This window comes from Pelagicoccus mobilis (genome assembly GCF_016595505.1).
In the GTDB taxonomy this organism is placed as follows: domain Bacteria; phylum Verrucomicrobiota; class Verrucomicrobiia; order Opitutales; family Opitutaceae; genus Pelagicoccus; species Pelagicoccus mobilis.
In genome coordinates, this window is record NZ_JAENIL010000003.1 from 66,632 (window position 1) to 83,250 (window position 16,619).

Annotated in this window: 13 protein-coding genes; 3 read left to right on the top strand and 10 right to left on the bottom strand. The window is 55.3% G+C overall.

Annotated elements, in window-relative coordinates; all coding sequences use genetic code 11:
* Positions 1-31: 31 nt before the first annotated feature.
* Positions 32-460 carry a hypothetical protein gene (locus JIN87_RS02005; protein ID WP_200353837.1) on the bottom strand — a complete coding sequence of 143 codons (429 nt, stop codon included), beginning with the start codon at positions 458-460 and terminating at the stop codon, positions 32-34.
* A gap of 12 nt (positions 461-472) precedes the next feature.
* A complete protein-coding gene (locus tag JIN87_RS02010) occupies positions 473-1,705 on the bottom strand; it encodes a hypothetical protein (protein WP_200353838.1) in 1,233 nt (410 codons plus the stop codon).
* 233 nt (positions 1,706-1,938) lie between these two features.
* On the opposite strand from JIN87_RS02010, the gene JIN87_RS28695 reads away from it, so the two are divergent.
* On the top strand, positions 1,939-5,922 hold the full coding sequence (locus JIN87_RS28695; protein WP_200353839.1) for a response regulator: 3,984 nt from the start codon (positions 1,939-1,941) through the stop codon (positions 5,920-5,922).
* Between the two features lies 1 nt (position 5,923).
* On the opposite strand, the gene JIN87_RS02020 is transcribed toward JIN87_RS28695, so the two are convergent.
* Complete coding sequence (locus JIN87_RS02020) at positions 5,924-6,835, bottom strand: NAD(P)-dependent oxidoreductase (RefSeq protein ID WP_267909332.1); 912 nt, start codon at positions 6,833-6,835, stop codon at positions 5,924-5,926.
* Between the two features lie 64 nt (positions 6,836-6,899).
* Between JIN87_RS02020 and JIN87_RS02025 the strand changes: the two genes are divergently transcribed.
* On the top strand, positions 6,900-7,181 hold the full coding sequence (locus JIN87_RS02025; RefSeq protein ID WP_200353841.1) for a hypothetical protein: 282 nt from the start codon (positions 6,900-6,902) through the stop codon (positions 7,179-7,181).
* Between the two features lie 78 nt (positions 7,182-7,259).
* Here JIN87_RS02025 and JIN87_RS02030 read toward each other — a convergent pair whose 3' ends face one another.
* Both JIN87_RS02030 and JIN87_RS02035 read right to left on the bottom strand, forming a co-directional pair.
* A complete protein-coding gene (locus JIN87_RS02030; protein WP_345780777.1) occupies positions 7,260-8,699 on the bottom strand; it encodes an alanine/glycine:cation symporter family protein in 1,440 nt (479 codons plus the stop codon).
* A gap of 90 nt (positions 8,700-8,789) precedes the next feature.
* Positions 8,790-10,817, bottom strand: coding sequence for a TonB-dependent siderophore receptor (locus tag JIN87_RS02035; RefSeq protein ID WP_200353843.1), 2,028 nt, complete (start codon positions 10,815-10,817; stop codon positions 8,790-8,792).
* Here JIN87_RS02035 and JIN87_RS02040 point away from each other — a divergent pair.
* Positions 10,800-10,955, top strand: coding sequence for a hypothetical protein (locus JIN87_RS02040; protein WP_200353844.1), 156 nt, complete (start codon positions 10,800-10,802; stop codon positions 10,953-10,955). The two genes, JIN87_RS02035 and JIN87_RS02040, sit on opposite strands and share 18 nt — an antisense overlap.
* Positions 10,956-10,983: 28 nt before the next feature.
* Here JIN87_RS02040 and JIN87_RS02045 read toward each other — a convergent pair whose 3' ends face one another.
* The 5 genes from JIN87_RS02045 to JIN87_RS02065 all read right to left on the bottom strand — a co-directional run bounded on the left by JIN87_RS02045 (position 10,984) and on the right by JIN87_RS02065 (position 16,510).
* Positions 10,984-11,394 carry an STN domain-containing protein gene (locus JIN87_RS02045; protein WP_200353845.1) on the bottom strand — a complete coding sequence of 137 codons (411 nt, stop codon included), beginning with the start codon at positions 11,392-11,394 and terminating at the stop codon, positions 10,984-10,986.
* Between the two features lie 101 nt (positions 11,395-11,495).
* Positions 11,496-11,810 (bottom strand): hypothetical protein, encoded by a 315-nt coding sequence (locus JIN87_RS02050; protein WP_200353846.1) that lies wholly within the window; start codon positions 11,808-11,810, stop codon positions 11,496-11,498.
* A gap of 9 nt (positions 11,811-11,819) precedes the next feature.
* Positions 11,820-12,866 (bottom strand): FecR family protein, encoded by a 1,047-nt coding sequence (locus JIN87_RS02055; RefSeq protein WP_200353847.1) that lies wholly within the window; start codon positions 12,864-12,866, stop codon positions 11,820-11,822.
* On the bottom strand, positions 12,863-13,405 hold the full coding sequence (locus JIN87_RS02060; RefSeq protein ID WP_200353848.1) for an RNA polymerase sigma factor: 543 nt from the start codon (positions 13,403-13,405) through the stop codon (positions 12,863-12,865). The genes JIN87_RS02055 and JIN87_RS02060 overlap by 4 nt, the downstream gene beginning before the upstream one ends.
* A 117-nt stretch (positions 13,406-13,522) precedes the next feature.
* Complete coding sequence (locus JIN87_RS02065) at positions 13,523-16,510, bottom strand: glycoside hydrolase family 2 protein (protein WP_200353849.1); 2,988 nt, start codon at positions 16,508-16,510, stop codon at positions 13,523-13,525.
* Positions 16,511-16,619 lie beyond the last annotated feature (109 nt).

Sequence of the window (16,619 nt, forward strand, 5' to 3'; positions counted from 1 at the left end):
GTGGGAGTTGATTGACTGAGTTTTCCAGGCGCTAAAGGTCTGCTACGTTTACCCCTCGGAGCTCTTTGGCATCGGATACGATGGCGATTGCCCCGGGGTTTCGCTTCACGAATTCGACGAGGTCTTCTATGTCGCTGAATTGCTTTGGCATCTTGCCGCGTCCGCTGAAGGCGATGCGTTGCCAGTGGTTCTTGAATTTGCTGGCGGTCATACCGCTGAAGCGGTTGAGGGCTTGTTCGGCTTTGGGATCGTTTTTGAGGACGGCGATGAGGACTTCGTGACCGTTTTCCCAGAAGCGCTCGGTGCCGGTGAGAATCGACCGGAGGTACTCCTCGTTGACCGGGGTGTTGTTCTCCGGGTTGAGCAGGATCGGATCGGCCGAGAGCCTGAGGCTCGCGACGAGGAGAAACGCGAGGGCGAGGGCGAAGCGCGGAATCGGTCTGTGGGGAGTATTGGTCATCCGAGGTTCGCGTTAGAAGGTGAAGGTGCTTTTGGCGGCCCAGAGCGTCCAGTCGTCCTGGTCGAGCACGGGGTTCTGACCGTGCTGGTTGAAGAGTCGCTTGGTTCCCTCGATGGAGTGGACTTCGGCCTTGAGGGTCCAGTGGTCGTTTACGTCGTAGCGGACGGAGAGTTGGGTGTCTTTTTGGTAGGTGGCGTTGCCGACGTTTGTGTCGTTCTTGCTGAAGGGGGAGGAGGTGTAGGTGAGGCCGAACTCGAGCTTGCCGAACCGGCGCGAGGCGTTGGCGTACCAGACTTCGAATTCGGTAGGCGGGGTGGTGTCTGGGAAGAAGACGCCGCCGATGATGCGGTCGATGGTTGGCCCGACGTGGGACCATTGGTACTCGGCGGTGAAGTTCCAGTTTCCGAGGAAGTACTCGATGGAGAGCTGATCGATCTCGTAGGTCAGGTCTTGCCCGAGATTGATCAGCTCTTTGCCAGCTAGGAGTGGATCTGGAAGGGCGTCGGGGAATTTGCCTTGAGTTGAGATGTCGATGCCGAAGTAGCGCGAGAGTCCGTAGCCGACGCGGAGGCCTTCGATGTTGGGATTGTACCAGAACTGGGCCCCGTAGGTCCCGTCCGCTTCCAGGGTCTTGATGCGGTTGTCTATGGTGGTGCGGGATATGGCTGTGAGGGAGAAGCCGGCGAGGCCGCCTTCTGGGTCGGCCTGGGCGAAGCCTCCATAGAGGTTGTAGGTGATGCGTTGGTCGCCGGGCAGGTTGAAGCTGCCGTACATGGAGGCTCCGTCGACTGAGGCGGAAAAGTCGCGGTAGCGCGGATCGTACATGCCGTGGGGAAGGAGGATGGAGGTGCGGGCGATGTCGATATCCTGGATATGAGTGTAGAGGCCGAGTTCGCGCTTGATGCGGCCGGCCCGGAAGCCGAGTTCCTTAGATTTGGCGTAGTCGACGAACAGATAATCGACCAGCGGGGTGTAGTTTCCGTAGGGACCGAGCTCGAAGAGGAAGGCTTGGCCGTTGATGGTGGTGCGATTGGCGGGGGTCCAGGATGCGTTGAGGCCGATCTCCACGAAGTCGAGAGTGCCTTTTTCGCTGTCGGCCAAGTAGTTATAATGGGATGACTCGAGGTAGCCGACACTGACGAACCCTCCGGTTGAGAGGCTTTGGGCGTTCGTTTCTAGGGCGCTTCCGATCAGGGCTAGGGCTGATAGCAGGAAGGCGAGTGGGTGTTGTCTGAGCTCGGTCATGAGGAAAGGTTCGGAAATGCTGGTAAGGCTTGAACCTTAGTGGTTTTACTGAGTGTCGTTGTGGTTGGTCCTTTATCGGAATGCTGTATAATGACTTGAATGTTAAAGATTTGTGACTGAAGTAGGTGGTCGGTATTCTTGCTGATTGGTGATTTGTTGCTTCAAGTGGTGGGGAATCTGTTCGTATAGAGTGACTAGGCGGAAACCCGAATTAATTAACGCCTCCCACTCCCGTGATTTCGTTTCGTAAGCTAGCAGCCGCTTTGATGAGCGGCTTCCTTCTCTTGTTTGGAGGAAGCCAGGCTGTGCATGGCTTTGATGGAAGGGGCTCCCCGATTTCTTCATGGATCCCGTCCGAGCTGATCGGGGGGGAGAAGCGAGTGGGGCAGATCGGCGAGGATCGGGATGGAAGTATCTATCTCGTAGCGGGCTCTTCTCTCATGAAGGGCGATGGAGAGGGATGGAAGCGACTCACTCCGCCCAATGTCAGCCCGGTGGAGCGGGTCCTGTTTGCGGATGACGGGACGATTTACGTCGGCACGCGGGAGGGGCTGGGCGTGTTGGATTCCTCTGGGGCGTTTGTTTCTATCGCGGACCGTTTTCCGGTGGAGTTGAGGGAGAACAGGGGCTGGCGGCCCGTTTTGTTTGATGAAGCGGGGACTCTATTCGTAGTGACAGGCGAGAACGTGCTTTCGCTCTCTAAGGACGGGGAAGTGGAGGCTTGGTCTCTCGGAGGGCAGGTCGTGCAGCACTTTTTCGAACTGAATGGTGAGAAGTTCCTTACCTTCGTGGCGGGCGGCCTGCTTAGGCTCGAACCGGACGGAAAGATTGATCGATTGAAATCGATCAAGTGGAAGCGGGTTTCCGCTGCATGTGTTTTGGGGGACGGAGAGGCGATGCTGTCTGTTCGCGGGGTGGGGATCGCCCGTTTTGATGGCGAGAATCTGGAGGCTATTGGGCACCCGGACCACAGGCGGAGTTATACTTTTCTGGAGCCTTTGGACGATGGGCGTGTGATCGCTTTTACGGCCGACTCCGGGGTCTGGGTTTTGGACCGTCGAGGGTTTGGGCGCTTTAGGATCATGGAGTTGCAGGGGGTCGGGACGCGCCGGTTCCAGACGGCTCATGTTGCGAGCGACGGCAGCCTCTGGTTGGGGCATGGCTCAGGCATCTTTCGAGTCGATTTGAAGGCGCCGCTTTCGCTGTTCAACCACCGACATGGTCTGAGCGATCCTGTATCGCAAGTCATGGAGCTCGGCGGCGTGATGTACTTTGTCACGGATGGAGGGGTCTATCGGTTCCTCAACAAGCAGATGAAGCGGATGGTGCCCGTGGGCGAGATAGCGGATGAGCCCACTTTGGCTTACGTGGCGGGCGGCATGCTGGTGGCAAGTAGGGAACGCTTGGATTTAGTGAGCGAGCTGGGGAAGACGCGTGTATTGGGTTTTGGAAACTATCGATGCATAGAGCCCTCGATTTTGGACCCGATGAAGGCGATCGCTGGGCTTCGTGACGGTATCCAGATTTGGGTACGTTCTGAAGACGAATGGAACGTGTCGAGCACCTGTAAGGAGTTGGAGGGGGAGGGCGTTTTGACGATTGCTCAAAATTCGAAGGGAGAGTTTTGGCTGGAATTGGAGAGAGGGCGATTGGCTAGGGTCTCGAACCTGGGCGATGTGCCGCCTAAGGCGGAGGTATTTGCCGCTGGCGAGCTTGGGCTTCCGCCGACGGGTGCTCGCCCGTTTGCGGTTGGGGAAGGTTTTGTTTTCAAGACTAAGGGGGAGCGCTTGTTGCAGTGGAACGAGACGACGAGACGTTTTGCGGTGAGCGAGGATCACGAGCTGCTGACGGATGATCTGTTTCTTGCCAGTTTCAAGGTCATGATTTCTGATGAGGAGGGTAACTTCTGGGTGAACAAGTCGGCTAAGAGCGGTACATTGGCGCTCTTGCCTGCTGGTCCTTATTTCAAGGGGCTTAGAAGTTTGGCTCAGGGGACTTCGCACCGGGCGAATACGTTCCATGTGAGCGGGGATGGCGTTCTTTGGGTGGGGAGCGACGCGGGTGTTGTGCGATCGGTTGTTTCGATGGATCCTCCGGGTATCCGAACGTTTGATACGAGAATACGAGATGTTTTTGATTTGGAGACGGGTAAGTCTGTTTTTAGCGGGGCGGAAATGGGGCGAGATGGCGAGTATGTGTTGCCGTATTCGAAGCGTTCTCTTCGGTTTATGTACTCTCTCGATGACTACGAGACTCCGGGGATGAATCAGTATCAGGTTTTTCTGGAGGGGTATCAGTCGGATTGGAGTGAGCCGTCAAGGGAGGCGTACAAGGATTTTACGAATCTTCCGTTTGGCGATTACGAGTTCCAGGTGATGGGGACGAATGACTATGGGGATGCCGGGGAAATCGCTCGTGTCGCGTTTCGTATCCAGCGTCCTTGGCATATGAGAATCGAGGCGTATGTGTTTTATGTTCTGTCTTTGATGGGGGCTATTTGGGCGTGGTATTTGTTGAGGAGCCGGAACTTGCGTTTGAGTAATCTTGCTTTGACGAAGAATGTGGAGGAGAAGACGAAGGATCTGGCTCTAAAGAACAGCGAACTGGAAGTTGCTCTGGAGCAGGCGCATGAGATGAAGGTGAAGGCGGAGCATGCGGACCGGGCCAAGTCGGAATTTTTGGCGAACATGTCGCATGAGATCCGAACTCCTATGAACGGGATTCTTGGCATGTGTACCATTCTCTCGGATACGAAATTGTCTGATGAGCAGGAGGGCTATCTCAGTACGGTGAGGAATTCGGGCGAGTCGCTCTTGACCATCATAAACGATATCTTGGACTACTCGAAGATCGAAGCTGGAAAGTTGGAGATCGAGCAGGTCGAGTTTGATGTCGGCGAATGCGTTGAGGAAGTTCTGGAGTTGCTCGCTCATGCGGCGGACTGCAAGGGGATCAACATGTATTGCGATTTAGAGCCTGGGCTTCCGCTGGAGCGAATTGGAGACTCCACACGTATTCGCCAGGTGATCGTGAACTTGGTGGGCAACGCTTTGAAGTTTACGGAGGAGGGCGAGATTTCGGTTTCGGTGAGAAGCGAGTCGAGCGAAAGGGGCGACCTTGTGCGCTTTGACGTTGTGGATACAGGGATTGGTATTCCGGAGGAGAAGGTGGACGGTTTGTTCAAGGCGTTTTCGCAAGTGGATGCGTCGATCAATCGTCGCTTTGGTGGAACCGGCTTGGGTCTTTCGATTTGCCGGAGCCTCGTGGAGATGATGGGCGGGGAGATTTCGGTGACGAGCGAGCTGGGCAAGGGTAGCTGCTTTAGCTTTACGATAGGGGCTCCGGCCAAGGGGTCGCAACGTGAGGAATTCGTACCCGAGCACGCTTTTTTGAAGGGCAAGCGTCTACTTATCGTAGAGGATTACGAAACGCCTTTGCGAATCTACGAGCACCTCGCGGCGCAATGCGAAGCGTTTGCCCAAGTGGTGCGGGAAGGGGAGACTGCTTTGGAGCTTTTGGCTAAGAAGGCGGATGGCTATGATCTGGTTTGGCTAGGCGCCCATCTTAAGGATGTTGACACGGAGGGATTCGTTAAACGCCTGAGAGCGACGCCTGGATTGGAGCGATTGCCTGTTGTTGCTATGACAAATGCCGGCCAGTCGGCACTGACTGCTAAGCTTAAGAAATTGCCGGCGTGCGCCTGTCTGGTGAATCCGGTGCGGCGTTCGCTGTTGCTGCGAGTTAGCGCAACTGCTTTGGGCTTTAGTGAAAGTCGGGTTGCTCGGGAAGAGGTTTTGGAGGAGGCGCTTCCGGATGGAGGCGAGGAGTCGCGCGAAAGGCGGATATTGCTGGTGGATGACAACAACGTTAACCTGAAGGTGGCTCGCCACATGCTGAAGAAGATCGGTCTTAAGGCGGATACGGCATCGGATGGCTTGCAGGCTTTGGACGCGTATTCACGAGTGAAATACGATGTGATCCTCATGGATGCCCAGATGCCGGAAATGGATGGTCTAGAGGCGACGCGAAGAATTCGTTCGGATTACCCGAAGGAGGAGCAGCCTTACATCATCGCGATGACTGCGGGGGCGACGGAGATTGACCGCGAGCGCTGCGCGGATGCAGGGATGGACGGGTTTGTGGCGAAGCCGATCAAGGTGGATAAACTAAAAGCCGCCCTGGAGGACGGCTTTGCGGCGAGGTCTGACCGTTCGTAAGCTAGCTTTCGTTTCGGCCTTTGAAGGTGAGCTCCGCGACGGCGGATTTATCGAGCTCTCCTTTTCCGGAAGCGATTAGTTTTTGGTACTGAGCTTCGGTGGCTTGTGATAGTGGAACGGATACATCGTTTTCCGCTGCGAGGGCGTTGGCGATACCGGAGTCCTTGGCGGCATGGGCTGCGGAGAAGAAACAGTCGTGGTCGCGAATGAGCATGTCCTCCGCATCGGTTTCGAGTACGCGAGAGTTGGCTCCGGTTTTTGAGAAAACTTTCGTGAGCTTTTCGAGGTCGAGTCCGAGGGCATCACCGAGTCCGAGGCCTTCTGCAAGCGCGGCGGTGTTGATGTTCATGACCATGTTGACGAGGGCCTTTACTTTCGCGGCGGAACCGACAGGTCCGATGTATTCGAGATCAGAGGACAGGTCTTGGAGAAGTGGTTTGTAGGTTTCGAAGACTGCTTCTTTGCCACCGATCATGAGGTAGAGGCTGCCGGAGCGGGCTTGGGGGATGGAGGAGGCCATGGCGGCTTCGAGTGTTTCGGCTCCTGCTGTGGCGGCCGCATTGGCGGCGGACGTGTGGGCGTGCGGAGAGAGTGTAGCGCAGTTGATGAACAGCCTGCCGGCTGCGTTGCCGAGCCCTTTGCAGGTGAAGATGGAGCGCATGGCGGCGTCGTCTGTGACTACGGTGAATACGATGTCGGCTGCTTCGATCGCTTCGGCGGTGGTGCTGGCGGCGGTAGCGGAGAGCTCTTCGGCGATGGAGGAAGTGAGTTCCTTGGAGACGTCGTAGACGCTGGCAATGGTGTAGCCGCTGTCTTTGAGATGGCGAGCCATGTTGGCTCCCATGCGTCCGAGGCCAATGAAGGAGATCTTTTTGTCTGTCATTTGAAGAAGGTTCCAGGTTTCGGGTGTCAGGTTCCCGGGTTGGATGTTGGATTAGGGTTTACAGTGATGTGGTTGAAAGTTGGGTTTGGGGCTTATGGAAAAAGGGCGATACGAACCGAATGATGATGGCTTTATCAATGACCATGTGAGGGAGGCAGCCAAGGAAATTGGCAAGGCGATACACATTTATTGCGAAGGCCATTACGCCCATAGCAATGCTCGCGATATTCCTAAGTCTCACGCGCTCGTCGAGGTCATGGAACTGCTCAAGGAGCTCGACGAGGATACCGCCGAGCACGCCAATCGGGAGCACGATCCGAAGCTCTTCAAAGTTCACAAGCCGACCCAGAAGGCGAAGACGCGGTGGAATATTTGAGCCTAGCTCAAATATTCTGGTAATGGGTTTTGGGTGCTAGGTTTTAGCCTGCAGCGGAGCCCTTTGGGGCGATGGGCGTTACTTTTTCCAGAAGGTGGCTTTGGGGACTTGGGCGGCTTCGGGATCGAAGCTAGGATCTTGACCGGACTTTTGCTGGGACTCGAAGTCCTTCAGGCAGCGGAAGACGGTGGGGCTGAGCAGAAGGATCGCGATCAGGTTGAGCCAGGCCATGAGTCCAACTCCGATGTCACCCATTGCCCAGACCTGTTCGGCTGATTTGATTGAGCCGTAGTAGATGAGGGCGAGGAATACGAGGCGGACGACTTGGGTGGCGTTTTTGCGGGCCGAACCGGATTTGAGTAGGTAGACGAGATTTGACTCTGTGTAGTAGTAGTAGGCGAGCAGGGTCGTGAAGGCGAAAAAGAGCAGGGCGACCGCCACGAATGCAGAGCCAAAGCCTGGCAAAAGCGTATCGACCGCGTGCTGGGTGAAAGCAGGGCCGGAGGCGACTCCGGGGAGATTTTCCACGATGGCCTCTTTCGCTCCTTCTGCTGTTTCGACTACGACGTTGAAGGAGTTGGTGACGATGATCATCAAGGCTGTGGCGGTGCAGACGAACCATGTGTCAACGTAGACGGAAAAGGCTTGTACGAGGCCTTGTTTGGCGGGGTGGTTGACCTCGGCGGTCGCGGCTGCGATTGGGGCGGTACCCTGCCCTGCTTCGTTTGAAAAGATGCCACGCTTCACGCCTTGTTGGATGGCGGCTCCAATGATGCCGCCGAGGACGGCGTCAGTCCCGAAGGCTGAGCTGAATATGGTAGCGAAGGCGGCGGGGATTTGGGAGATGTTGGCCACGATGACGATGAGGGCGACCAGCACGTAGCCTAGGGCCATGAAGGGCACGGCGAGCTGGGCGACGTGCCCGATGCGGTGCACGCCTCCAAAGATGATGAGGCCGAGCAGGGCGATGATGCCGATGCCGGTAATCTTAGGGTCTACGCCGAAGGCGGTTTCGACGGCGCTGCCGATGGCGTTTGATTGGATGCCAGGGAGGAGGAGCCCGCAGGCGATGACGGTGGAGATGGCAAATATGACGGCGTACCACTTGGTGCCGAGTCCTTGCTCGATGTAGTATGCGGGACCACCGCGGTATTCGCCGTCGATCTTTTGCTTGAAGACCTGGGCGAGGGCCGCTTCGGCGAAAGCGGATCCAGCGCCTAGGAAGGCGATAAGCCACATCCAGAAAACGGCGCCCGGTCCTCCTGCGGCGATCGCGATGGCGACGCCTCCGATGTTGCCGGTGCCGACTCGTCCGGAAACCGCAAGGGCGAAGGCTTGGAAGGAGGAGAGGCCTTGCTCGGACTCCTTTCCGGAGAAAAGGTAGCGCACCATGGCTCCGATTTGGCGAACCTGCAGGAAGCGAGTCGCGAAGGTGAAGTAAAGCCCGGTGAGGAGGCAGAGGCCAACGAGCCAGTTTGACCAGATGATGCCATTGAGAGTGTTGATGATGTCAGCCATGGTGGATACGTGAGGACGTGGAAATCGTGCTACTGTTGTAGCACGAATTGCGCTCATGGCGAGCTTGCGTTGCGTTAGTTCAATTCTGAGCTAGTATTCGAGATCGAAAGAGAGCAGATATTCGGAGGGGCTGTCGAAATAGTATGGCTCTCGGGTGCCTGGGACATAGCCGTAGTAGCGTTTGCTAAGCTTGCCCACGTTTTTGGCTGTGAATCCTAGCTTGTAGTTGATCTCGCCGAATGAGAAGGAGTAGTTGAATCCAGCCTGCAGCTTGTATTGGTCTTTTGCGTACGAAGGAGCTCCGAATCGGTCTGCTTCCCGTTGCCGTTTGCTTTTCCAGATTAGACCCGCGTTCGCGGACAAGCCGCCAAGGGCTCCATCGCTCCAAATGTGTTTCCCGAATAGGCTGACTTTGTGTTTGTAGCTGTCTGTGCTTTGGCCGATGCGTGAGATGTCGGGATCAGAGGTGATTTCGATATCTTTGTACCCGTAGCTGAATACGGCGTTGATGTTTTTGTTTGGAGTGAGATGGATGTCGGCGTCGATTCCTTGGGACTCCAGAGCTCCGAAGGATACGTTCGCTCCTCGGCGTAGATTGGGATCTGCGGTTGGGTTTTCGCGATTGGGGGCAAACCAGTCGAAGACCACTCGGTTCGTTTCTTTGATCTCGAAGAGGCTGACGGTGCCGCTGACCTTTCCGTCGGCGAGGGTGAACTTGCTGCCGATCTCGCGAATCTCACCTGGCGTTTCTGGAAACGAATTCCCCCAGCCGTCGAAGCGTCCGGCGTTGCCCTGCATGGATTGAGAATAGTTGATGTAGATGCCGAGGTCTTGGATAGGCGAATAGATGATGCCCGCCTGCGGCATTGTCTTGTGAGATTGGTACTCGCTATTGGGGGCGATGGCGAATCCTTCTCCTCGGTTGACCCTTTCCGTTTCTGAATCGAGCCGTGTGTCGTAGACCCCCCAGAGGGTTATGAGAGCGCCATCTAGCCACTTTGCGTGATGATTGAGATAGAGAGATTGTGTGAAGGTGTCGTCTCGTTTGTTGGGTGAGAGCTCTAAGCGGGATGGTATGGGGGCGAAGAGAGCAGGGTTTGGATCAAACAGGGAGAAGCGTTGCTGGATAATTTCGCCCTCTTCGTTGAGGTAGTTCTGGGATTGCCAGTTGTTGATGTCTTCTTGTCCTAAAAAGCCGAATACGAATCGGTGTTCTGATTGTTTGAGTGAGAGTTTGCTGGCGAGGTTGATGCGGAGGCCGGTTACGGACTGGTCGCGTTCTGTTTCTCTCCAAGACTGTTGCCAGTAGGGGGCTTCGTCGATTTCAACCACGCTTCCGGTAAAGGTGACCGGGCCCCAGTTGGAAACTCTACTGTGGGAGTTGTAGTCGATGTTGAATACGACATCGTCCGAGAACTGGTGCTGGAAGGATATGAGAGTATCCTTGGCGACTTCAGGTGTATTGATATCGGGACCATCCCAGGACATGTTCTGGGGAACTCCGTAGGCGAAATGGATTGGGACTTCGCCGTCTAGGCCTGAGGGGTGCTCTTCGGTTACGGTGGTGCGTAGGGCTCTGATGTCGTTTCCTCTTTCGCCATTCACCTTATAGTGCTCGTGCTGGATTCCGAGAAGCGTGTGTGGGGTAAACTCCAACAGGAGCGAAGGCATTACATTCTCCAGCCGGCGGTTGCGATGTTCGGTTAGATAGCCGGATTCCTCGTAGCCTCCGACGAGGCGAAGCGTCGCTTTTAAGCCTTCGGCGCGGTTGGGGGTGAGGCGTTTGTTGAAGTCGAAGTTCGCGACGATGCGATCGAAGGGACTGCCGAAGACGAAGTTCAAGCGCGTGAAATCATAGTTGGGAATCGGTTTCTTGGTGATCACGTTGATCACTCCTCCTGGACTCGTGACGCCGTCGAGGACTGAGGTGGGGCCTTTGATGACTTCGATGCGATCGATCGTTGCCGATCCGTTGTCTGAGTAGCGGAGAAATCCGTTGCGGAGGTATTCGCGAGTGTCGAATCCGCGAACGCCTTTGCCGTCGATGGTGCCTAGCCATGAGGTTGCCTCGCGGTTCGCTCCTCCTCCGAATGGGAGGGGTTGCCCTCCGTAGGCCATGGTGTCTTCTATGAAGGCCCGAGTTACCACCTGAAGGTTGAAGGGGATGTCCTCGAGCGGGACGTCGAGTCCGGTGGCGCTTTGGGTGAAGGTGGCTTTGTATCCAGGATTCTCGTCGGCGTTGGTTACGAAGGGTGAGAGCGTAAAGAACTTTCCGTTTTCGGCATCAAGAATTTCGTCGAATTTTGAGCGGGAGCTTTTTTGGGGGGGGCTTCTGTTTTCTTGGAGCTGGCGCCTTCGGTTCGTCTATTGCGACTTGGTTCCGGAGGACGGCAAATGCATTGGTCTCCTCGTCCTGCTCGAAGACGAGTGTTGTCCCCTCAAGCAGGAGGGCGAGGGCTTGCTTCGCGGATAGCGCTCCTGAGACCGAATTGGTCTCCACCTCTCTCACGCTCCTGGAGTCGAAGACGATGCTGAGCTCGGCTTGTCTCGCGAACTCTTTGAGTGTCTTGGATGCTTTGCCGGGCTGTATGTCAAAGTCGATACTGGCGTCCGCCCACGCAAAAGGCACGCTGGCTACAGCGAGCGCGATAAGGGAAAGGGATTGTATCAATAAGCGGCGAGTCGCGAGCAGCATGGGGATGTGCTCCTGTCGGTCTCAGTCTGGGTGTAGTTTAATCGTGTCGCGAACCAGGCGTTTCGCAACGGCTGGGGTATGGTGAAAGAGTTGGGTGCTGTCTAGGTTTTACGAGTAATAGCGAAGGCTCCGGTGTGTTCGTCCTGGTCAACCACCAGGGGGGTATCGGTGGTCATCAGGTCGAGCGCTTCGCTAGGCAGGTGTTTGCCCATAACAGATTGAGTTTGGATGCCCGATACGCTTTGGGCGTCGAAAATGATTTCTACCTTAGCTTGTCGCGCGAACTCTAGTAGCGTGATGGTGGCGTCTCCAGAGGGGACTTCGATTCGTTGTCCGGAATTGGCCCCGCAAGCTTGTAGGGCGAGAAGTGTCAGGACGATACCTGTGAGCAGAGATATGGCTCGGATGGGGCTCACGTCGAAGGGTTAGCGGAGAATGAGTTCGCGGGAACTGAGCCACTCAGCCTGCATGTTGAAACTGGATTCCATGAGGCGGACGAATCCTTCCGTGTTGTCCGACCAAAAGGCGCAGCTGAGCTCGATGTTCTCCAGTTCACTGTCACCCAGCAGGATTTGGATGCTGTTGCTTCGATTGAAGGCGGCTACGATTTCGCGTAGCGGGGCGGAATCGAAGTCGAGCAGCTTGGGCTGCCAGCTGAGAGCGGCTTCGATTTGATCGGAGCTCAATGTGGTAACTTCTATTTGGCTGTCGCCCGAGTCGAGAGTGACGATCGCCTGTTGATTTACCCTAAGAAGTTGGTCGTTGGCAGCAGGAGCTATGGCGGCAAGCGTGTCTTGCACGCTGACGATGCCTTCGGTCACGATTACGTCGAGAGCTTCGTCGCCGAGCTTCATGTTGAACTGGGTGCCGACCGCGCGAACGGATGCTCCGGCTGCTTCCACGATGAAGGGGCGGCTGGGATCCTTCACCACGGTGAAGTTCGCTTCGCCCCGAACGAGGACGACTCGGCGTTCGGTGCTGCTGAAAAGAGTTTGAACCAGGCCTCCTCTATTTATCTCGATTTGTGATCCATCCTCCAGCGTGCGCTTCTCTATGCGAGCTTGGAAGCTTGGGGCCGCGATCTGAGTCGCCAACTGCGGTTCGCTCCGATCATCTGGTTCAAGGAAGAAGGCGATCGCGAGAGCAGCTGCGATCGCTGTGGGCAGCACGAAGGCACTGAATTTGAGGAGCTTGCGGATCTTTGATCCACGAGTGAACCGGCTGCCGGGCGCTAGGAGGTCGGGATCTGGAACGGCTTCGTGCGAGGTCTGAAGGCCGGCTAGGCGGTCGAACTCATCCCATGCCCACTGGAAAAGCCGCATGGCTTCTCGATGCCGGGGGCTCTCTGAGAGCCATTGCATATAGTCGTCTTGCTCCTCTGCTGTGAGACCCCGATCGATACGAGTAGCCCAGAGAGCGGCTACTTCCTCGATGTCGGAAAATTCGTTTGGTTGTTGGGGAGGCGTTTTCATTTGCTGTAACGCGTCAGGTAGCCGTGGCTCCTGAAGTAGGCGATGCACTTGCGTAGTCCGATGGCGCTTTGTGCTTCGACCGTGTTGACTGATATACCGAGTTTGCGAGCCACTTCCTTTTGGGAAAGACCGTAGATTTTGCGCAGGGTCATAACTTGGCGGCAGCGCTCGGGCAGGTTTTGGATGGCTTGGATTAGGTGTTGGAGCTCTTCGCTCAAAGCAGTGGTTTCGCTGGGGCTTGCACTATCGTCGACGATTGTGAGCGGATCTACGGGATCGAGTCCTTGCGGGCGCTCGTAGCGAAGGTGTCGGATCTTGTTGAGCGCTAGATTTCGGGCTGTGACGTAGAGAAAAGCTCGGGGATTGGCGATCGGGCCTGAGCTATGAGCTTTCAGAATCCGAGAAAATGCGTCCTGCACGAGATCGTCCGGATCAGCAATAGTGGGGTAGCGACGTGAGAGCCAGGATTGCAGTTCCCCTTGATGAGGAAGGACTTCCTCAACAAACCATCGGGCGTGTTCTGCATCTTGTTCTGACATTTAAGGCGGGGAGTGAACTCTGTCGATTATTCAGACACATGGGGAGATAAGATCCATTAAAGGAAATATGGGATCACTGCGGGTAACGCATAAACTGCCTGGCGGTGCGGCTCCTGTCTACTCTGACTTTGTTTGGGTTAGATCGAATCCGCAGAGGCTGATCGTTCCGGAAGTCTCATTTGCGGATAAGTACAGCGTTATGGCATCCCTTCCGTTAGAAACGATCTCTGTGAGGGCGAAGGTGCTGGCTGCTTTGTTCGAATTTCCATCTCCCTTGCCGCCGATACCAGCCGAGGACACTTTGATCGCACTTCCATAACTCGGTAGGAAAGCGGCGTGCCGAACTTTAGAATTATGAACCGCATCTGACGATTTTATTTGAAGCGTCGGCACCTCAGCATCTCCCCGATTCGCGATATGGTGCCACGTCTTTATCTGGTAGGTCCCTTGAGGCAGATTCTTGAGTTTTAGTGAGATTTCTCCTCCGTTTGCCTCGGTGGATACAGAGTCTTCTGCCATGAAGCACAGATCGCCAGGCATTCCCCAGTTATGGGTCCAGTTAAGGGGGGTGCCGTTGCCTGAGATCGTCGCTTCAATTTTTAATCCAATGTTCGAAGTGAATGACTTTTTGGATACGTCTTTTCTTCCTTCGGTCCAAGCGGTCCAGTTCCCTCTAATCGTTCTTTCTTCGGTGTCTGGCGCGCCGTCGGTCCAAGCCAACCATTCATCTTCGATGTGTTGTTGGATGTTGCCGAAGTCGACTCGCAAACGAAGAGGTTCGAAGAAGGGTTTAGCGGTAAGCGAAGGAGCGTGTTCTGGCCCGGATATGTCGAGTTTCGCTTGATCTGGCTTTAGTCCGTCCGAGCTTGCTTTGAGCGTTATTGTACCGGCTGATCGGCCTATACGTATGAGGACTGGAGCTACTCCATTTTCCCATGTGACAGGGTTTGCTCCGATCGTGTTATCGCCAACGATCTCTGCGGGGCCGTCGATATCGAAGCTCACAAGTGGAGTATCCGCGTCGATGATCTGCTTGTTTTTGTCGAGCACTCGAGCGTAAGCCATGACGATGCTAGTGCCGTCGGCGTATCCATGAAACCCATCGGTATCGAACTGCAGGTCGATTTGATGTGGCTCTCCTGGCTTTCGAACCGAGTGTGTCGCGACGGCTTCACCATCCACATAGCCTTTTACTTCGAGGATGCCGTCTTTCCAAGCGAACGGGTAGATTATCGAAGGAGCGGGGATGTGTTCGTTCTTGCTGTGGCGCTCGGCTGTTCTGGCTCCGAGGCTCTTTCCGTTGTGGAAGAGCTCCACGGAATCGCAGTTGCTGAAGATGATGATCTCGTCCTCTTTTTGTGCTCGGTAGTCGCCGATGCGAACCATGGGTTCAGTGCTCAGTTGGGCTTTGTACCAGAAATAGTTTGGCTTCGGGAGGCGGAAGGCATCCCATGTGGCGGCGGACCAACGCGAGAGGTTGGTGTACTTGCCGCCTCGTTTTTTGAAGGAGTAGTTGTCATGGGCGCTCCAGAGGGCGGTACCGATGCGGTTTGGATCCCCCATGTAACGATTCATGAATTCCTCGGTTTCGCGGGTGTCGATGGAGCCACTATGCTCCATGGCGAACATGAGCTCACCTTCGGGGCGATCCGGGTTCTTGTAGGCCATGACCGCGTACAGATCTGTTATCCCGGAGTGCTGTTGACCAGTCCAGACGGTGCCGTTGTTCATCGTCACGCGATAGGGATCTTCCTCTTTGGCGGCGTAGTGTAGGCGTTTGACGGGACCGCGGTGGTTGATACCTGCCCCCCAACCCCAAACGGACGGATGATTACGGTGGTTTCTGATCATAACTCGCGTGGATTCTTCGAGACGATCCATCCAGATTTTTGGGCCGAGTTCCATCCAGGAGGGAGGTTCTTCAGCGATCAAAATTCCTAGCTCGTCACAGGCGTCGAGAAACGAATCATCGTGCGGGTAGTGGGCGAGCCGAACGATGTTCATGCCAGCTTCTTTGATTTTGATGGCGTCGGATCGGTGGAGGTTGTTTGGGACGGCGTCGCCAATGTATGGATACTGTTGGTGACGGTTGGTTCCTATCAATTTGAGTGGATCTCCGTTGAGGAGGAATCCTTCTCCGAGGCGATGTTCGAACCAACGAAATCCGAGCGGGTTGTCGACTGAGTCGACTATGAGGCCGTCTGAAATAATCTGAGTGTTTACGCGGTAGAGATAAGGGTCGTTCGGCGACCAAAGTCTTAGATTTTCGTCGATTCCACCGGTGGTGATCAAGGTGGTGTCTGAGCCGGGAGCTGCGGTCGCCTGCTTTTCGAGTTTTTTTACGACGACGTTGCCAGCGTTGATGATACGGTTGACCACGGTGAAGTTTCGCACATATGTGCTTTGGTTGCGGACGGTGCTTCGGATCGATACGGTTGCGTTTCTTTTGCTAACCGAAGGGGTGGTAATAGCGACCCCTGCTTCGCGTTTTTCCCAAGGAAAGGTCAGATGTAGTGGGTCTTTGACTACGAGATAGACATCTCGGTAGAGACCTCCGAAAAGAACGAAGTCCCATATGTGCCCGTCCGGCGGGATTTGATCTGTCTTTCGATTGTCGAGTTTTAGGGAGATGGTGTTTTCCTGGTTGGGAAGCACGAGTTCGGTGATATCGAAATGGAAAGGTGTGTAGGCACTGGTCGCGTGTTCCCCTGCGTAGGTGCCATTTACCCAAAGTTCGGTCTTCTGGTGGGCCCCTTCGAATTCGAGGAAGACTCGTTGCCCTGGTGTGAACTCAGGTTTTATTGTTCGACGGTACCAAGAGATGTCCCGGTGAAAGGTTGGCTGGTCGCTTTTGTCGGAATTGTCGTCCAGGTTGATGGATGTAAGTTTGTATGTATGAGGTAGAACAGCATCTTCCCAGTTCGAGTCGTTAAAGGCATTTCTGATCGGCGGAGAGTCCAAGTCGCCTCGATGGTATTTCCATTCTAAGTTGATCCTATGCTTTTGTCGGGGAGAGGAGGCATCCGACGGTGAGGGATAACTTGAGAGGATTCCGAGACAGATGGCTGTGAGAAGCGAGTGGATACGTGGGACGCGGATTTTCATGGGTCGTTACGCTTTCTATGACTAGGTTAGTCGGAGAACTTGCCTTTTGGGGTGGGGAAGGGACAAAAAGCCCGAACTCGAAGTTCGAGCTCGGGCTGATTCTGTCAAA